Source organism: Candidatus Hydrogenedentota bacterium, assembly GCA_019637335.1.
GTDB lineage: Bacteria > Hydrogenedentota > Hydrogenedentia > Hydrogenedentales > JAEUWI01 > JAEUWI01.
The window spans coordinates 275663-293596 of the sequence record JAHBVV010000002.1; the positions used below are offsets into that span (position 1 = coordinate 275663).

At 63.9% G+C, this 17934-nt stretch carries 13 protein-coding genes; 7 read left to right on the top strand and 6 right to left on the bottom strand.

The window, feature by feature from the left end:
* Positions 1-79 precede the first annotated feature (79 nt).
* The 3 genes from rplI (at position 80) to dapA (ending at position 3067) form a co-directional block, all read left to right on the top strand.
* On the top strand, positions 80-595 hold the full coding sequence (gene rplI, locus KF886_04635; GenBank protein ID MBX3176625.1) for a 50S ribosomal protein L9: 516 nt from the start codon (positions 80-82) through the stop codon (positions 593-595).
* Positions 596-599: 4 nt separating this feature from the next.
* Positions 600-2042, top strand: a complete 1443-nt coding sequence (gene dnaB, locus KF886_04640; protein MBX3176626.1) for a replicative DNA helicase — start codon at positions 600-602, stop codon at positions 2040-2042.
* A gap of 155 nt (positions 2043-2197) precedes the next feature.
* Positions 2198-3067, top strand: a complete 870-nt coding sequence (gene dapA / locus KF886_04645) for a 4-hydroxy-tetrahydrodipicolinate synthase (protein ID MBX3176627.1) — start codon at positions 2198-2200, stop codon at positions 3065-3067.
* A gap of 178 nt (positions 3068-3245) precedes the next feature.
* Here dapA and KF886_04650 read toward each other — a convergent pair whose 3' ends face one another.
* Positions 3246-4334 (bottom strand): type IV pilus twitching motility protein PilT, encoded by a 1089-nt coding sequence (locus KF886_04650; GenBank protein MBX3176628.1) that lies wholly within the window; start codon positions 4332-4334, stop codon positions 3246-3248.
* Positions 4335-4638: 304 nt separating this feature from the next.
* Here KF886_04650 and KF886_04655 point away from each other — a divergent pair, with 304 nt between their 5' ends.
* From KF886_04655 to KF886_04665, 3 genes are read left to right on the top strand one after another with little or no spacing between them, the layout of a single operon-like run.
* Positions 4639-6006 (top strand): sugar transferase, encoded by a 1368-nt coding sequence (locus KF886_04655; protein ID MBX3176629.1) that lies wholly within the window; start codon positions 4639-4641, stop codon positions 6004-6006.
* A complete protein-coding gene (locus KF886_04660; GenBank protein MBX3176630.1) occupies positions 6006-6701 on the top strand; it encodes a hypothetical protein in 696 nt (231 codons plus the stop codon). Before KF886_04655 ends, KF886_04660 begins: the two co-directional genes overlap by 1 nt.
* Positions 6702-6732: 31 nt before the next feature.
* On the top strand, positions 6733-7623 hold the full coding sequence (locus KF886_04665) for a glycosyltransferase family 2 protein (protein MBX3176631.1): 891 nt from the start codon (positions 6733-6735) through the stop codon (positions 7621-7623).
* A 1026-nt stretch (positions 7624-8649) separates the two neighbouring features.
* On the opposite strand, the gene KF886_04670 is transcribed toward KF886_04665, so the two are convergent.
* Positions 8650-8928 (bottom strand): hypothetical protein, encoded by a 279-nt coding sequence (locus tag KF886_04670; GenBank protein MBX3176632.1) that lies wholly within the window; start codon positions 8926-8928, stop codon positions 8650-8652.
* Between the two features lie 31 nt (positions 8929-8959).
* Between KF886_04670 and KF886_04675 the strand changes: the two genes are divergently transcribed.
* The gene (locus KF886_04675; protein MBX3176633.1) at positions 8960-9421 is read left to right on the top strand and encodes a hypothetical protein; all 462 of its coding nucleotides are present in this window, start codon (positions 8960-8962) and stop codon (positions 9419-9421) included.
* Between the two features lie 693 nt (positions 9422-10114).
* On the opposite strand, the gene KF886_04680 is transcribed toward KF886_04675, so the two are convergent.
* The 4 genes from KF886_04680 to KF886_04695 all read right to left on the bottom strand — a co-directional run bounded on the left by KF886_04680 (position 10115) and on the right by KF886_04695 (position 16983).
* Positions 10115-12367 (bottom strand): hypothetical protein, encoded by a 2253-nt coding sequence (locus KF886_04680; GenBank protein ID MBX3176634.1) that lies wholly within the window; start codon positions 12365-12367, stop codon positions 10115-10117.
* Positions 12368-12547: 180 nt separating this feature from the next.
* Positions 12548-14071 carry a cellulase family glycosylhydrolase gene (locus KF886_04685; GenBank protein MBX3176635.1) on the bottom strand — a complete coding sequence of 508 codons (1524 nt, stop codon included), beginning with the start codon at positions 14069-14071 and terminating at the stop codon, positions 12548-12550.
* Between the two features lie 353 nt (positions 14072-14424).
* Positions 14425-15843 carry a PepSY domain-containing protein gene (locus KF886_04690; protein ID MBX3176636.1) on the bottom strand — a complete coding sequence of 473 codons (1419 nt, stop codon included), beginning with the start codon at positions 15841-15843 and terminating at the stop codon, positions 14425-14427.
* Positions 15844-16005: 162 nt separating this feature from the next.
* On the bottom strand, positions 16006-16983 hold the full coding sequence (locus KF886_04695; protein ID MBX3176637.1) for a DUF1559 domain-containing protein: 978 nt from the start codon (positions 16981-16983) through the stop codon (positions 16006-16008).
* Positions 16984-17934: the final 951 nt, after the last annotated feature.

Consider the following 17934-nt stretch of genomic DNA (forward strand, 5'->3'; position numbering starts at 1 on the left):
CGGGTCTTGGCTGTACACCCAGAACCGCATGCGGCCCGCCCGCGTGCCCACGTAAAGCCTAACGAAGGGAGTTAGCAGCATGAAGGTCATCTTGTGTGATGATGTCGATAACCTGGGCGAAATGGGCCAGACCGTGAAGGTCGCCGATGGCTTCGCCCGGAATTACCTGATCCCGCGGAAGCTCGCCGTGCAGGCCGACAGCGCCAGCGCGAAGCAGATCGAGCACGAACTTGCGATCATCAAGCGCCGCGAAGAAAAGCGCCGCGCCGAGCAGTCGAAATTCGCCCGCGAGCTTGAAAAGCTGACCGTCGAGATCCAGGTCCGCGCGGGCGAGGGCGACAAGATCTTCGGATCGGTGACCGCGGGCCACATTGCCGAGAAGCTCGCGGAAATGGGCCACGAAGTCAACCGCAAGACCATCGTGCTCGAAGAGCCGATCAAGTCCCTCGGCATCTTCAAGGTCGCGGTGAAGTTCCCGGGCGGGATCGAGGCCCATATCAAGGTCTGGGTAACGGGTATCGAAGAGCCCAAGAAGGCCGAAGAAGTGGCCGAGGAAGCCGAGGAAACCGCTGGCGTAGCGGACGACGACGAATAAGCGCATGGCAGCATTGACAATGCCCAAACCCGTGTTTGATCGCACCCCGCCACAGAATCAGGATGCGGAGCGGTCTGTCCTGGGCGCGATGCTGCTCAATCCCGATGCAGTTGGTACGGCGGTGGAAGTCCTGCGGGACGACCCCGCCGATACCTTTTACGTCGAGGCCCACCAGCATATCTTCGAGGCCATTCTCTCGCTCGCGCGGGACAACCGCCCGGTGGACATGCTCACCCTCACCGATGCGCTGGCCCGCAACGGGGCCCTCGAAAAGGCGGGCGGCGCGGCGTATATCGCCGAACTCACGGACGCCGTGCCCACCTCGGCCAACGTCGAGTACTACGCGAAGATCGTGCTCGACGCCGCGCTGCGGCGCAAGCTCATTTCGATCTGCACGCGCTGCGCGGGCGAGGCCTACAAAAACCAGGGCGAAATCGACGATCTCCTCGACCAGACCGAGACCGATATCTTCGGCATCGCGCAGCAGCGCCAGCTGAACCCGATCCACCGGGTCTCCGAACTCCTCGAAGAGGGTATCAAGCGCATCGAAATGCAGATGAAGACCGATGGCGGCATCACGGGCGTCCCCACCGGCTTCACCAAGCTCGACGAGATGCTTTCGGGCATGCAGCCGTCGGACATGATCATCCTGGCGGCGCGGCCGTCGGTGGGCAAAACGGCCTTCTGTCTCAATGTCGCCGCCAACGCCTCCACCAACCACGGCAAGGGTGTGCTGGTGTTCAGCCTGGAAATGGCGAAGGAGCAGCTGGTGTCCCGCCTGCTGTGCATGGTCGGCCAGGTGGACAGCACGCGCCTGCGATCGGGCTTTCTGGCGCGAGCGGAGTTTCCGAAGCTGCAGCACGCGGCGGCCAAGCTCCAGGAAGCGAAAATCTACATCGACGACACCCCCAACATCAGCGTGCTCGAGCTCCGCTCCAAGGCCCGAAAGCACGCCTCGCAGAACAAGGTCGACCTGCTGATTATCGACTACCTCCAGCTCATGCAGGGGTCCTCGCGCGCCGAAAACCGGCAGGTGGAGATTTCCGAGATCTCGCGCGCGATCAAGGGCCTCGCCCGCGAGCTGCGCTGCCCGGTGATCGCCCTTTCGCAGCTCAGCCGCGAGGCCGAGAAAGACGACGGCGGCGTCCCGAAACTCTCGCACCTCCGGGAATCCGGCGCGATCGAGCAGGACGCCGACGTGGTGATGATGTTGTCCCGCCTCCCCGCCAATGAGCGCGAGGGCCGCGAGAACGTCATCCGCCTGACCGTCGCCAAGCAGCGAAACGGCCCCACCGGCCCGCTGGAACTGCTCTTCGAGCCCAATATTCAGCGCTTCCGGAACCTCGACGGCTTCCACGCGGACGAGGACGCGCCCCCCTACCAGCCCTTTGAGGATGATCAGGCGCCGGTGGAAGATTATTACGACGAAGACGACGCTCCGTTCTAACGGCCCCCCGAATATGGTATGATGCGCGCCGCGGCGGCGAATTCGCGGCCGCGTGCGCATGATGCCGGGGGCATAGAGCGCCGTCCCAACCAACACAACCCGCGCGGGGGTTCCGCCCCGCGCACCGCCCGCACCCCGGGCAGGAGCCAAACCACATGTTTCAGGGTTCATTCCCAGCACTGGTCACCCCCTTCCAGGAGAACTACGAAATCGACTTCGATGCCTACGGGCGCCTCATCGATTTCCACCTCGAAAACGGCACGGACGGCATTGTGCCGTGTGGCTGCACCGGCGAAGCCGCCACCCTCTCGCACGAGGAGCAGAAGGCGATCATCCGCTTCGCCGTGGAGCGTGTCGCCGGCCGCGTCCCCGTGATTGCGGGCACGGGATCGAACAACACGAAGGAGGCCATCGGCCTTACGAAGTTCGCCAAAGAGGCCGGCGCCGACGCGGCCCTGCTCATCACGCCCTACTACAACAAGCCCACGCCCGCGGGCCAGGTCGCGCATTACAAGCTGGTGGCCGAAGAGGCTCAAATCCCGATCATGCTCTACAACGTGCCGGGGCGCACGGGCACCAAGATCTCCCCGGAAACCATCGCGGAGCTGCGGCGCGTTCCCTTTATCGAGTCCGTCAAGGAGGCCTGCGGCAGCGTCGACCAGGTGTCGCAGATCCTGCACCTTTGCGACATCAACGTCATGTCCGGCGACGACAGCCTCACCCTCCCGATGATGGCCGTGGGCGCGACCGGTGTGGTCTCCGTCGCGGCGAACGTGGCCCCGCGCCTCGTTTCCGACCTCTGCCGGGCCGCCAACGCCGGAGACTTCGCGAAGGCGCGCGAACTGCACTACAAGCTGCTCCCGCTGGCCACCGTCCTCTTCGTGGAAACCAACCCGCTCCCCGTCAAGGCGGCCCTCGCCAAGATGGGCATGATCAAGAACATCCTGCGCCTGCCCCTGGTTTCGATGACGGACCAGTCCGCCGCGCGGCTGGACCCGGTGCTCAAGGAATTGGGCCTGATCTAACGCGACCAGGCGACAACATAGGCCCGCCCAGGCGGCGCGGTCCTTCGGGATCGCGCCGCCGTTCGTATGTCCGCCCCAGGCGGATGCGGGCCAATCCCGGTTGGCGCGAGTATATAAAGACCGCCAATTCAGGGCTATCTGAATTGGCGGGGTGGCGGCGTAATCGCTCTTGGCGGGCTCAGTCGGCCGGGGGCTTGAAACTGATTCCGTGGCCGTCGAGGGCCTTCAGGAAGCCCTCCTTGTCGACGGACTTCGAATAGGCCTCGCCGGGTTCCACAAGCTCTTCCTTCACGAAGCGCGCGAGCTCCTCGTTCAGCAGGGTCATGCCCTCTTTCTTGGCCGTTTGCATGATGCTCATCACCTGCGCGGTCTTGCCTTCGCGGATGAGCATGCTCACGGCCGCGTTCACCACCAGCACCTCCAGGGCCGCCACACGCCCGCCGCCCTTTTTCTTGATGAGGTTCTGCGCCACCACGCCCTTCAGCGCGGCGGAGAGCATGGTCCGGATCTGGGATTGCTGGCCCGAGGGGAACTGGTCGATCAGGCGGTCCACGGTGGAGATCGCCGTGGTCGTGTGGAGCGTTCCGAAGACGAGGTGGCCGGTTTCGGCGGTCTCGATCGCGATGTGCGTCGTTTCCAGATCGCGCATTTCGCCCACCAGCACGATGTCCGGATCCTCGCGGAGCGCGGCGCGCAGCGCGTTCTTGAAGCCCATGGTGTGGGAATGCACCTCGCGCTGGTTGATCAGGCAGCGCTGGTTCTCGTGCACGAATTCGATCGGGTCCTCGATGGTGATGATGTGATCGGACCGGTTCTTGTTGATGTAGTCGATCATCGCCGCCAGCGTGGTCGACTTGCCGCTGCCCGTGGGCCCGGTGACGAGCACGAGGCCCTTGTGCAACTGGCAGAACTTCTTGAGCGCCTGCGGAAGCTTCAGCTGCTCGAAGGTCAGTATCTCGGAGGGGATCAGGCGGAACACGCCCCCGACCCCCTTGTGATCCCGGAAGATATTGGCGCGGAAACGCCCGTAGCCCTCCAGTTCATAGGCGAAGTCGGTGTCGTGGGTGGTCTGGAATTCCTTGAGGTTCTTCTCCGGTGTGATTTCGAAGAGCACACGCTCCGCACGCTCCGGGGTAATCTCCTCGTCCGCCTTGAGCGGCATGATCGACCCATCCTTGCGAAACATCGGCTTACACCCCGTGCAGAAGTGCAAATCCGAGGTGCCATGCTCCACCATCAGCTTGAAATACTTGTCGATTTCGGCCATGCAGGGGTCTCCTCGTTTTGCGGTCGCACACCGCTCCACACTACCGGGATCAAGGGTACCACGGGCCGGTCGGGAAAACAAGTCTATTGACGGTCGCGCAGAATTATTAGCTTGGGATTGAAACGTTCCGCCGCGCGCACGGTAGCCTTTACAGCGGGCGCCCCGCGAAACTGTCCCCGGCGGGCCCGTTTTTGGTATAGTTACTTGACAGGCCGCGTTCCGGGGTTGGGCGCGGCCCACGCCCGCGCGTCTGGCGCGCCGGGTCTTCGCGCCCGCAGCAAGGAAGTCTGGCAGTTCATTGGCGATGAAAGCACCCTCCGTTTATAAACAGGAAGAGCGCGGGCTGGCCTTGCTGTGCCTGGCCACGGACCTGCTGTGCTTCTGGATCGGGCTGAATCTGGCCTCGCTCTTCCGCCTGGTCACGCTGATCCGCGTGGACTACGGGGATCTCCAGCGGGACCGCATCGCGTGCCTGGTGCTGTTCGCGGTTTGCATGGTCGCCGCCGGCGCCTACCGGAGCAGCCGCCTTTCGGACCGCTTTGACTCGATTTACTTCTCCGGATTGGGCGTTGCGAGCACGCTGGTGGGGCTGTTCCTCGTGGTGGCGCTGCTGCCGCGCGATCTGCTCGTGATATCCCGCCGGGAGCTGGTCCTGGGCCCAATGATCGGATTCGTACTGATCGTGTTGTGGCGCGAGCTGGCGGTGCGGGTGTTCAAGCGCTTTCCCTCCTTCCAGCGCGTATTCGTCGTGTTTGGCGACCCGGTCGAGGGGCGGCGGCTCGCCGCGGAATTGACGCGGGCGGAGGGAAGCTATCTCACGGCGCACTATGCCGGGCGCGACGCGGCCGATGCGGAGGCGAATGACCTCGATTCGATCGAGGCCAGCGCGGGCGCGGGCCACGCGGAGGCGATTATCTGCGGGGACAACATGGATCTGGAACCACTGACGGCCCTGACCGATTTCTGCGAGCCGCGCTACCGGCGGACCTACCTCTACCCGAGCCTGCAGGACACGCTTTTGTTCCAGCACAGCGAGATCGCGTCCGTGGCGGGCGTTCCCCTTATCGAAGTGACGCAGCGGCTGTATACCGGCGGCTATGCGCGGCTCAAGCGCGTCATCGACGTGGCGACGGCGCTGGCGGCGCTGGTGCTGTTGAGCCCGGTGGCGGCGGCCGCCGCGCTGGCGGTCAAGTTGAGCTCGCCCGGCGGGGTGCTCTACCGGCAGGAGCGGATCGGCCTGCTCGGCGCGCCGTTTTACATCTACAAGTTTCGCACGATGTACGCGGACGTGGAGCGGGAGAGCGGCCCGAAGTGGGCCGAGGAAAACGACCCGCGCATTACGCCCGTGGGGCGCGTGCTGCGGCGCCACCGGATAGACGAGATCCCGCAGCTCTGGAACGTGCTGCGGGGCGATATGAGCCTCGTGGGCCCGCGCCCCGAGCGCCCGCACTTCGTGGACGAGTTCTCGAAGCGGCTGCCGCTCTTCAAGCGCCGCCTGGTCGTCAAGCCGGGCCTGACCAGCCTCTCGCACGTGAAGGGGTCGTACAGTTCGGAGCCGGCCGACCGGTTGCGCTACGACCTGGTGTACATCGGCAACCTGTCGCTCCTGACCGATCTCCGGATCCTGTTCTCCACGGTGCGCATCGTGTTGAGCGCGAAAGGGGCGCGCTGATGAAGCCGCGCTACTCCCCCGAAGAGGCCCGCCGCGTGATGGGCCGGTGGGCCACTTTCCTGGCCGCCTGTTTCGTGCTTACCGTCGTTCTGAATCTGTCCTTCTCGCGGTATCTTGTCGCCCAGCGCGAGGGCGACCCCGACACCCACCTGAACCGCGCCGAATCGCGGATGGCCGCGCTTGACCTCAAGGGCGCGCTGGTCTCGGTGGAAAATGCAATGGACCGCGCCCCGCTCTACCCGCGCGCGCACAAGGTTCACGGCGACATCCTCTTCAAGCAGGAAGACTGGAAGAACGCGGAGATCGCGTACCGGAAGTGTCTGAATCTCGGCGGCGGGTACGAGGGCGTCCAGAACAACATCCTCTGGTCGCTCATCATGCAGGAAGCCTACGACGAAGCGGTCGGGCTCGGGCGGGAGTTCCTGGCGGGCAGGGAGCCATCGCGGCTCGTTCCCCGCTACGTGGCCGAGGCCTGCCTGCGCGCGGGGCGCTGGAGCGACGCCGCCGATTACCTGCGGCAGGCGCTTGAACCGAACCCGCGCGAGCCCTACCTGCTCAACCGGCTGCGCCAGGCCTACAACAAGCTCGGCATGAAGACGGAAGAGGACCGGGTGCTCGCCCTGCTGAACGAGGTGGAGATGGCGCAGGAGAAGGAACAGGTGCTGACGCAATTGCCCGTGGACGCGAGGGAGTAACGTGGCGCCGAGTGTTTCAATTCTCCTGCTCATGAAAAATGAGCTCGCCAACATGGAGCGCAGCTTCCCGCGCCTGCTCTCGCAGGATTTCGACGGGGAAGTGGAATACGTCTATATCGATTCCGGCTCGACCGACGGCACCGTGGAATACATGGCGTCGCACGGCGTGGACGCGCACGCCATCGCCCCCACCGACTTCCACCACGGGCGCACGCGCAACCTGGCCGCCTCCATGGCGAAAAACGATATCCTCGTGTTTCTCAGCGGCGACGCCATCCCGACGGACATGGGGTGGCTGCGTTCGCTCGTGGCCCCCTTCGAGGACGGGGCGGTGGCCGCGACCTACGGGCGCCAGATCGCCCCGGAAGGCGCCAGCGCGCTCCGCACCTACGCCATGGAATACGAGTATCCCGCCCGCCGCCAGGAGCGCTTTCTCGTGCCCGGGAAAAAGCCGTCGATGGGCATGTTCCGCATGTCCAACGCCAACGCGGCGGTGCGGCGGTGCGTCTGGGAACGCTTCAAGTTCGACGAGACCGTGGTGATGTCCGAGGACGTCGGCATGTGCTACAACGTGCTCATGAACGGCATGAAGGTCGTCTACGTGCCCGAGGCCGCCGTGCTCCATTGCCACGACCGATCGCTGTGGTACGAATTCCAGAAGGCCTTCGATTCCGCCATATCCCTGAAACGCATGGGCGTCCTGGGCAACCCGGCGATCGGCGGCGAACTGCGCTATGGCCTGCACCGGATGTGGAGCGAAGCCCTCCACTGGCTCAAGCGCCGCCGCCCCGACCTCGTCGTGTGGAGCGCCGTGACCAGCGTAACCAAATGGATCGGCGTGCAATTCGGGAAGCGCGGCGACTCCCTCCCGCGCTGGCTTACCTCGCGCATCTCCGCCGGCGTGGAGAAAATGTACGACTGAGCCCGGAGGGGACTGCCTCCGGCTGGCACGGATGCGATCCCCTCGAACAACCACCGTATACCAGCCGGTGGCTGTACCCGTGGAAACCAGTATCTCAAACAAAGAAGCGGCAAAGGCTGGGAGCGCAGGCGTCCCCGCCTGCCAGGCGGCGAAGCCGCCGTCTTTTTTTTTCATCCGTAACGGGTGACGCAACGCGTCATGATTGCCTGTACCCGTGGAAAACACTTTTCGCGGGTACAGGCACCGGCTGGATTACCGCATCCGTTTCCGGCTTCGGGCATCCTTGCCAGCCGGAGGCGGTCCCCGGGGACTGGCTCCCGAGCCCCAGTGCGCGAAGTCGCGAAAGCGTGAAACGATCACCGTGAAGCGAGGGCGCCTGTACCCGTGGAGAACACTTTTCGCGGGTACAGCCACCGGCTGGATTACCGCATCCGTTTCCGGCTTCGGGCATCCCTACCAGCCGGAGGCGGTCCCCGGGGACTGGCTCCCGAGCCCCAGTGCGCGAGGTCGCGAAAGCGTGAAACGATCACCGTGAAGCGAGGGTGCCTGTACCCGTGGAGAGCACTTTTCGCGGGTACAGCCACCGGCTGGATTGCCGCATCCGTTTCCGGCTTCGGGCATCCCTGCCAGCCGGAGGCGGTCCCCGGGGACTGGCTCCCGAGCCCCAGTGCGCGAAGTCGCGAAAGCGTGAAACGATCACCGTGAAGCGAGGGTGCCTGTACCCGTGGAGAACACTTTTCGCGGGTACAGCCACCGGCTGGATTACCGCATCCGTTTCCGACTTCGGGCATCCCTGCCAGCCGGAGGCGGTCCCCGGGGACTTATTCCATTGCTGGCGAATCATCGGTTGACAACAATGTAAACGGATGCTAGAGTGTAACTAAGTTACAAGAAGTTGGTCTTGACGAAGCATGTGCGCGGTTTGTATCGTAGGCGCGGGCGCGGCGCCGGGGCGGCGCCACCCACACCGAAGGGCGCGTTCAACCGATGCACTGGCTTCAGTATGTTTCCGACGCGAGAGAACTGTTAGGCAAATGTATCGATCTGGAGCAGGTCCGATACAGCGTTCATTTCAACATTCTGCTCGGCCAGCAAAAGTTGTCGCATTTGCGTGTGCTGAGGCAGTTGAGGCGGAGCCGGCGCGCAGAACAACACGATTACGTCAAGGGGAAAGACGAGATCCCCTGCTTCGGGTTTGTGGCGAGCAAGACGACCGACAATCCCGCGCTGACATTTCTCGTTTCCTTTGAGCGGGAACCCGACGGAACGGTATATCTTTGGATTCAGGAATTTCACGCCTGACACGGTGCGCGTGAAGTTCCCCGGAAAGGCAACGATGTCCGGCTATAAGACCAGAATACAAAGCAGATTCGCGTACCATGGCGCGGGCTATGAGGTCATCCTCCATCACGTCCCGATGATCAAGATAGGCAATGAATGGGTCCTGAATGTCAACCCCGGCATTATCGACCGGCTGGTGTTCGAGGCGATTCCCCGCCAGCCATCCCGGCTGACCGGGAACCAGGTGCGCTTTGTCCGCGACTACACCGAAATGACCTTGAAGGCCTTCGCGGACCGATTTGGCGTGTCCCACGCGGCGGTCAAGAAGTGGGAGAATGCCGGGGACGGCCCGACCAATATGTCGTGGTCCACGGAAAAGGACATCCGGCTCTTTGTCCTGATGCACGACGGCGCCGATCCCATTGCGTTTCAATCGTGCTACGAGTCCCTCATCGCCGAGCCCACCGCCAGACCTTCGGCAATTCACATTGATGTGGAGTCCATGGCCGTGGCGTAGTGGGCGGGATTTCGCGCGGCGCGGGGACTGGCTCCCGAGCCCCTTTGCGCGAAGTCGCGAAAGCGTGAAACGATCACCGTGAAGCGAGGGTGCCTGTACCCGTGGAAAACACTTTTCGCGGGTACAGCCACCGGCTGGATTACCGCATCCGTTTCCGGCTTCGGGCATCCTTACCAGCCGGAGGCGGTCCCCGGGGACTGGCTCACGAGCCCCAGTGCGCCCGGCCGCGAAAGCGTGAAACGATCACCGTGAAGCGAGGGCGCCGGTACCCGTGGAATACACTTTTCGCGGGTACAGCCACCGGCCGGTTTACCGCACCCGTTTCCAGCTTCGGGCATCCTTGCCAGCCGGAGGCGGTCCCCGGGGACTGGCTCCCGAGCCCCAGTGCGCCCGGCCGCGAAAGCGTGAAACGATCATCGTGAAGCGAGGGCGCCTGTACCCGTGGAAAACACTTTTCGCGGGTACAGCCACCGGCTGGATTACCGCATCCGTTTCCGGCTTCGGGCATCCTTGCCAGCCGGAGGCGATCCCCGGGGACTGGCTCACGAGCCCCAGTGCGCGAAGTCGCGAAAGCGTGGAACGATCACCGTGAAGCGAGGGCGCCGGTACCCGTGGAAAACACTTTTCGCGGGTACAGCCACCGGCTGGATTACCGCATCCGTTTCCGGCTTCGGGCATCCTTGCCAGCCGGAGTCAGTCCCCGCTAAACCGCCCGTTCTCCACCGCGCGTGTGATCGCCGCGTGGCTGCCGGCGCGGTCGCAAAGCGCGCGGAACTCCTCGCGGGTCCAGGGGGCGCTGGAGCCGGTGGCCTCGGCGAATTCCTCCACGGGGAGGTAGAATTCGCTTTCGCCGAAGGCCATGCCGTAAAAGCCAGGGTTGGCGTCCTCGGGAAGCAACTCACCATCGATCCGCAGGCGTGGGGGACGGGCGTATTCGGCCTTCACCTTGAGGAGGCGGATGCCCGTCGTCATCCAGTAGCGCACTTCGGTGGTGTCCGCATTCGCCATCACGGGGACGATATACCGGACGTCGGCGGCGAAGACCTCTTCCGCGCCGCGGTTATCCAGCCAGTCCCGAGCCTGGGCGCGGGCCGCCGCGACTTCGCCCGGCGTAAGTTCCCCGGCCAGGAGTTCGGGCGCCATACCGATATCCTCGCAAACCTGGAAATAGAGCCCGTAGAGGAGTTGGGCGACCGGCGGCAGGGCCTCGGCGAGGCGTTCGCCGCCCGCCAGCGTGATGGACGCATACCCCGGCTCGCCGAGGATCGCGGTGACCGCCGTTTCGAGAAAACGCAGTGCGCGTGCGGAGCGAAGATAGTGCGTGGCGGTGGGTTCGAGGGCGAGTTCGGGCGAAATTTCCATCGCCCGGAAGGTCCCCCCCTGCCGAACCCGGTGCAGGTGCCCGACGTGAAGTTCTCGCTGCTTGGTAAGGATGGTCCGGAACGCTTCGATCAGGCGCTCCTTGAAGGCCTTTGACAACAGCAGCTTCTCGCCTTCCGGCCCGCGCTCCGGCACGAGCAGCGTCTCCAGCGCGTGAACCTGATAGTCGTACCACCCGCTGTGTTCGTCCGGGGCCAGGTCCACTTCGCCGTTGCGTATGGCCACGATCAGCCGGTTCATGATGCTCTCGTTCGGAAGCCCATCGTAGATTCGCTGGAAAAGCGCGTTTTCCACCGAACCGGAAGGCGGAAACAGCGCGAGGTGGAAGTGCGCACCGACTGTTCCGGGTGTATAGCCCTTCAGGCTCGCGAATCCCGCGCCCGGCGGATTGGTCGTGCGGGACTGAAGCGCCAGGATGGCGTCGTAGGCGTTGGCGAGCGCCGCATCGTCCTCCAGGACGCGCGCAATGCCGGACGCGATCTGTTCGGCCGTAGTCGGGTCAAACTCTTCCACAAGATTGTATTGGCAAAAGCGGTTCTGCTGGAATACGCGCGCAAGTTCCTCGCGCTCCGCGTAGTATCCGACCGGCTTGCTCTCGTATTCGTCCGCGCGGAAGCGCTCCAGCATTTCCGCGGCGATCTCCGCCACCTCGGGCGGCAGCGCCGGCTCCTGACCCGACAGGATAAGCGCCGCCGCGACATACGCCGCCGCCTGCGCCGCCTCGTTTTCAAGGAGCGCCTCCAGCAACCCTTCGAGAAAGACCTGACGCCCGCCCCCGAGCGCCTCCGCATCGCGCTGCGTAAACAGGTCGATGGCGGCGTAGGCCGCGTCGGAGAAGGCCTTCACCCGCTGATCCACCATCTGCACCGAGGGAATCCACGGCAATCCGCGCTGTTCCAGGTGGTCGATGGCGTCGCGGTAGCTGGCGAAGCGCTTCTCCTGGACGGCCGCCTCGGCGTCCTCCACGGCAGCGAAGTCCAGCCCGATGACGGCGGCGCTCTTGTTAATCTCCAGAAGGTCGACGCCGCCGGGCAACGTGTTTTCGCCCATAGGCACGGCCTCCCAGTGGTCGGGCGTGTCGGCGAAGGGGGGATTCTTATCCGCCAGCGCGTCTCCGGCGACGTCGATGGGCGGCTCTTCGAGCTCCCGGAAGGAAGCCTGGAATCCGGCCAGCATCAGCAACACGCCGCCAACCGCCGGCGCCAGGAGGTGGAGGACGGCGCGGAGCGGCCACCGCGCCTCGAAGCGCTCGGACACCGCCGCGCCAATCACCAGCAGCGGCATCAGGAACGCGCACCAGAGGAAGATTAAGGTGACAACCAACGCGGAGGATGGAAACCTGAGGAGAAGCGCCAGGGTTATGGCCAGGCCCAGCACCAGGAATTCTTTGACGAACGGTGTGCGACGGGGCCGAAACAAGTCGAGGAGCCGCATGCTGGCCAGCAGGTTGATCAAGGCGCCCGGGGGGACGAACAGGTGCTGGGTCGAAACCACGGCGAATAACATGAGGAGCGAGCCGACCAACATCGCCCCGATCCAGAAGATTGCGAAATTGCGCCGAGTCATGGTGGGTCCCCCGCGAGCGGATTGCCTGTATCAGTGTAGCGCTCAATCGGCGGGATGGCAAGCGGTTTTCCGGGCGGGCCAGGTTGCCGTAGGCAGAATACAGGCCGCCGCCCGTCAGGGGTTCGCTTCGCGCCAACGCACAGCCCCATCTCGCCTCCCGTCCCGCTTTCTCCGCCCGCCTCAATAACGCTGGAGTAACGACAGCATGGCCCGGTCCAGCTTATGTCCGCGCCAATCCTCGTACTCAACGTCGGCGCGGCCGCTGTCGATCACGCCAAAACTCCCCCGGAAGTTCCACAGCGCCCAGCCCCAGCCGGCTTCTTTCCAGTTTCGCAGACAGTCTTCCATCCACCGAAGCGCCACATCGTGCGGGGTCTGATTGAATACGCCAAACTCGCCCACCATTACGCCACAGCCCTGGGCTTCCAGTTCCCGCCAGGGGAGAATGCCACTTTCCCAAAGGGCCGTCCGGTCAAGTTTTTTCTCGGAAGTGAACGACCACGCATTCCCCTGGCGAGCCAGATGAATGGTCGGATTCGGTTCACCCCAGGCGAGCATGAGCCCCAGGACCGTCTCTTCGCCCGACGGCGCGCCGGGTGGGCGCGCGCCCAGCTCGGTGATCGTCATCCAGTCACCGGCGGTATTGCGCAAAGCAATGCGCGCGGCGCCCGGCGGAATATCAACCTCATAATCGCGGTCGTAACGGTTCTGGTAGACCTGCCACGCTTCCTTCCAGATCGCCTCCCGCCATTCGCCGTCGCCCGGCCCGCAGACGAATTCGCGGTCCCAGAGCGGAGTTTCGTCCGCCGTCACGAGCAGATGGCTCCGGTCCGACACCGTGCCCACGCGCAGCCGGAGCGTCAAGCCGTTCGGAAAGGGTCCCTCCAGCACCAGAGGCGCCTGCAAGTCACGTTTGGCCGGACCAAACAGGAGCTGGTTGGTTAAAGGCAGTGGCCAGACCGGCTCCACCATGCCCTGGGTGTTTACCCAGGTGGCCCCGTAGTGCGTAATGTTCATGGGCTCATACCCGCGCGTCGCCTGGGCCACGCCGAGCGGCAGGAGCTCGGGACAGGGTTTCCGCCCCCAGAGCGCGCCATCCGCGATAATGAGCCGGTCCGGATCCTCCGCGCGGATGGCTTCCACCATCTTTCCGGCAACGCGCGCATACACGTCGCCCGGGATGTCGCCGGGCTCGTTAAACAGGTTAAAGCTCAATCGCTCGCTGGGGATATCCTTGTAGCGCCGCGCGAAGTACGCCCAGTGTAGCGCACAGACCTCCTGCGCCTCCGGGTCGCTCCACAGGTCGCGCGTTTCCTTCGGCTCCGCCACCGTGTGCCCGGGCGCGCGGTGAAAATTGATGCTTACATGGATCCCGTATTGCCCGCCCCACGCCACCGCCTCGTCAATCTCGCGGATCACCGCTTCATCCATTGCGCGCCAGTCGCCGTCCACAATCCACAGCCGGTAATCCATGGGCAACCGCACAAAGTTGAAGCCCAGTTCGTGGATAAGCTGGAAGTCCTCCTCCCGAAACGGCCCTTTCGGCCAGTCCAGCGAAAACTTTTCGAGCAGGTTGAACCCGCGCCAGATCGGCAGTTTTTGCGGGGTGGCCTCCGGCAGCGGCGGAGCCGCCACGGCCCCGAACAGCGGAGTGGCCATCGAGGCCGTAACGAGCAATGTGGTGAGGATGGAACGCGGGTGCATAGCGCCTCCTTTTGCACTCCTGAGACCCGCGCCGTCCGTCCAGGGTTTTGCCGCAGGGCAATCGCATTTAAACTTCCAATTCGAGCCGAGCGCCACATGAATCACCTTCAACGTTAAAAAGGGCGCGTGTTGGAGCGCTGGCATTTCGCCTGCGGCGAATCCCGGACCTTGCCGGCAAAGATGCCGGCGCTCCAAGACGCTCACTATCGTTGATTCAAGGTTCCAAATCGACTCAAGTTTACGCCCATATACCGAGATCGAGTTTAAATGCGATTGCTCTGGGTTTTGCCGCGCAAGAACTCGACGAGACGCGACTTCCCACCAGGGGATGAAGCGTTCCTCTAGCGGCGCGATCAGGCGAAGAGGCGGCGCGTGACGGCGATGCCCGGCACGAAGAGGAGGAGCATGGCGAGGGCGTCCCAGAAGCCGGCCCCGAGGATGCCGATGGCCATCGCGGCGAGGGTGAGCCCCGAGATGCCCCAGGGGCCGAGCCGGGCGGGTGCGGGGACCGTTCGCGGGGTTGCCGTCGCGGGTTCGGGCGCGCCGGCCGCCGGGGTGGCCGCCGCGCGCGCGCGCTTGAGGCGGCGGTGTCGACGCCATTTGGCGATGTACATGAAATAGCCGGATAGGGAGAGGAAACCGGAGGCCAGGCTGAAGAGCAGGTAGGCCGCGAGCATGGGCTTGCCGCCATAGGAACCGGTGTGCATCGGCGCGCCGATAAGAATGGCTTCCATCCACCAGTGCAGGGGATATTCCCGGGCGACCGGCGTGGCTTCCGCCGATATGATCCCGATTTCGGGGAGGAGGCCGGGATCGGCGGGATCGCGCACCGCGAAGAAGGTGAAGACCTTCTCGCCCTGGATGGTCTCCGGACCGGGGAAGTCGATCACCGTGATAGTGTGCTCGGGAAATACGGTTTGCGCGGCCGCGCGGGCGGCGTCGGCCGAGGGCGGCGGGTCCACGGGCACAATTTCGCCGGCCAGCGACTCAATCGTCATGAGGTCCTGGCGCACCTGCATCTGAATGGCGAAGAGGCCGAGGGTAAGCCCGATGCCGGTGACCGCCATGACCAGGTTGAAGGCGAGCGCGCCGATGCCGACGAGTTTGTGCATGTCGGCGGCGCGCATGTGGGCGGCCTTGCCCTGGCGGATCATGCCGAAGACGAGGGCCTTCATGAAGGGGCCATAGATGATCCAGCCGGTGATCGTGGAGATCAGGAAGACGACGCCGAGCACGCCCGTGATGAAAAGGCCCGGAATCCCGAGGGCCAGGCTGGAGTGAAGTTCGAACATGAACGCGTCGATGCGGGCGTAGAGGGGGAGCGGGACTTCTCCGGGGACGGCGGCGGACGCGCCCTCGGCGTCCGCGGGCGCCTGTTCGGCGTACGGCGGGATATCGGCGGGAACGGTTCCGCGGCTGAGCTGGAGCGCGCCCGTGTAGGGGTCCGCGCGGTAGCGGAGGTGGGCGTGCCGCTCCCCTCCGACATCGATCCGGATCTCGTGCCGTTCGCCTTCCGCCGTGGCGAAGGCCACGCTGTCGGCCCGGAAGCCGTGGTCCGCGTAGTGAGCGGCGAGCTTGTCCAACATGGGCTGCACGGGTAACAGGCGCGCGGTGTCCAGGGGAGTGCGGGACACCTCCTCCCCGGGCAGCGCGAGATCCACGGCGAGCAGGAAGACGGCCGTTATGCTGAAGAGGAAGACGTTGAAGCCGATGAGGAGGCCGGTCCACTTGTGGACGGCATAGAGCAATCGGGTTCGGCGGTGATGGTTCATTGGCGCGTGCTCATTCTGCCTGTACTGGGATCAATAGTAAAGGCTGGCGGGACGGTTGGGGTCGGGTCCCGCCAGCCAGCCCGATTGGGAGAATTCGGGCGAGGGAACGCGGCCCGATGCCCGGTTGGGGGGTTCGGGAGAGCGGGTATCGGGCCGTTGGGGTCAGAACTTGGTGTAAACGCCGACCAGCGTGGCGAAGGGCTCGTTCAATGGCTGCTTGCCACCGGCGTTGTACTTGATGAACTCGACGTGGCCGTCCATGTAGAGCACGCTTGAACCGCCCGGTACGTGGTTGTAGGCGCGCGGGTGGATCGAGAGGCTGTCAAACATGATGTAGACCTCGCTCTGGGCCTTGGCGCTGGCGCCGGGGTTGTTGATGTCGGTGATCATGAAGCGCTCGACGCCCTCGCGGAGGCGGAAAATGGTGTTGCCGCCGCCATTGCCGTTTCCGGGCGCGGTCGAGGATACATTGATGTCCTCCAGCACCTGGGGCATGGGCTGGTTGTTGGCCTGAGCGGTCGGGTTGAAGAACAACTGGATAAAGCCCTCGAAGTATTTGTTCATCATCCAGCCAAACTGCGCGGGCACCTCCGAAGCCGGATCGGCGCCGTAGGCCGCGGCCGCGAAGTTCACATTCGGGAGCGCCGAAATGGTCGTGATGGGATCGGTCACGTCGTTGCGATCGAGCACCCAGCCAAAGTACTGGTAGCTGCTGTCCACGCCGCGCCCGCACTCGCGGAAGCCCGTGCCGCCGTAGCTAATGCACCAATTGCCATCCGCGTCGCGCATGCCTTGCCGGGCGATCTCCAGGTCCGCGGTGGAGGGGCACAGGAGCGTGGCCGGGTCGTTCAGGTAATCGGGGTAGATGAGGCTCGGAAAGGGGCCCGCGTCCAGCACGGCGCCGAGGGAGCCGTCTTTCTTGGCCAGGCGTCCCAGGGAGACCGGGGGATACTGCTCGCCCTCGGACTCGCCAGCGTACATCTTGAAGACGAGGCCCATCTGTTTGAGGTTGTTCTGGCAGCTGGCGCGCCGGGCGGCCTCGCGGGCCCGGGCCAGGGCGGGCAGAAGGATGGCGGCGAGTATGCCGATGATGGCGATAACCACCAGCAGTTCGATGAGGGTAAAACCTTTGTGGCGCATGGTTGGCAGGGTCCTTTTTCGGAAGTTAAGCTAGGTGAGCGGAAGTGATTATACAATATAGAAAGAATAGATTGCAAAACAAAACAATATGCCATCATATAAATGCTGCACCGTGTTTGCGAATGAGAATCGACAGAACGTATTGCATAGTGAGCTTTTCGCCTCGCCCGGGATGCCTGGCGTCGAGTCGGGCGCGATGGCCAGACAAGAAAACGGCGGCGATCCTGCTGGATCGCCGCCCTGAAGTCTGGCCTTTTTCTCGAGGGCGCGCACCTTCGGTTTTCACTTGCGGGCCACTTCTTTTCGCTATTTCGGTACGTAGAGCACGGCGGCGGCGAGAGCGGGGGGCATTTCTCCGGTTTCCCACAGATTTGCGTAGAACGCCACAGATATGAGGTAGAGACCGGCAGCCGGTACCGGCACACCGGCGAGGGGATAGTATTCGAAGTAGGAGCTCTCCTGGCCTAAGGAGATGGAGTATTTCTGATCGCTACACTTTAGCCATATGAAGTGGCGCCAGCCCATTCTTGTCATGCCGCGATACTACGACGAGAGCGCGCAAGGCTGGGATCGCACTTCCGTTGCGGCGCGGGTTTGTGCCGTCGAGAAATCAAGTCCACTTTATTCCGCTAAAGTGTTACTTCTGATCTATCTGTGCGGATCTGCGCGAGTCTACAGGAAAATTGCTTCGTTGCGGCGAAAGGTTTGATCTATCCTCTCCGCGCCCAATCAGGTTTCTTGTTGCCTGGGCGCCTGGCTGCGGGCCTGGGAAAAGGCCGGCTTTATGAAACGAATATCGGTTTCTTATTTGTGTCCATTCGTGTCCATTCGTGGTTAAACTGCCACTCAGGTTCAGATAGCTAACGTGTTATGAAACCACGAAATGGGTGCGTTGGCATACTGCATGTTACGCCGGACCGCCGGAGTCCGCGGAACGCTCAGCGGCTGAGC

What these genes read in the sequence shown, in the direction of transcription:
- rplI (MBX3176625.1), top strand. Translation starts at nt 80, where the DNA reads ATGAAGGTCATCTTGTGTGATGATGTCGATAACCTGGGCGAAATGGGC.
- dnaB (MBX3176626.1), top strand. Translation starts at nt 600, where the DNA reads ATGGCAGCATTGACAATGCCCAAACCCGTGTTTGATCGCACCCCGCCA.
- dapA (MBX3176627.1), top strand. Translation starts at nt 2,198, where the DNA reads ATGTTTCAGGGTTCATTCCCAGCACTGGTCACCCCCTTCCAGGAGAAC.
- KF886_04650 (MBX3176628.1), bottom strand. Translation starts at nt 4,334, where the DNA reads ATGGCCGAAATCGACAAGTATTTCAAGCTGATGGTGGAGCATGGCACC.
- KF886_04655 (MBX3176629.1), top strand. Translation starts at nt 4,639, where the DNA reads ATGAAAGCACCCTCCGTTTATAAACAGGAAGAGCGCGGGCTGGCCTTG.
- KF886_04660 (MBX3176630.1), top strand. Translation starts at nt 6,006, where the DNA reads ATGAAGCCGCGCTACTCCCCCGAAGAGGCCCGCCGCGTGATGGGCCGG.
- KF886_04665 (MBX3176631.1), top strand. Translation starts at nt 6,733, where the DNA reads ATGAAAAATGAGCTCGCCAACATGGAGCGCAGCTTCCCGCGCCTGCTC.
- KF886_04675 (MBX3176633.1), top strand. Translation starts at nt 8,960, where the DNA reads ATGTCCGGCTATAAGACCAGAATACAAAGCAGATTCGCGTACCATGGC.
- KF886_04680 (MBX3176634.1), bottom strand. Translation starts at nt 12,367, where the DNA reads ATGACTCGGCGCAATTTCGCAATCTTCTGGATCGGGGCGATGTTGGTC.
- KF886_04685 (MBX3176635.1), bottom strand. Translation starts at nt 14,071, where the DNA reads ATGCACCCGCGTTCCATCCTCACCACATTGCTCGTTACGGCCTCGATG.
- KF886_04690 (MBX3176636.1), bottom strand. Translation starts at nt 15,843, where the DNA reads ATGAACCATCACCGCCGAACCCGATTGCTCTATGCCGTCCACAAGTGG.
- KF886_04695 (MBX3176637.1), bottom strand. Translation starts at nt 16,983, where the DNA reads ATGCGCCACAAAGGTTTTACCCTCATCGAACTGCTGGTGGTTATCGCC.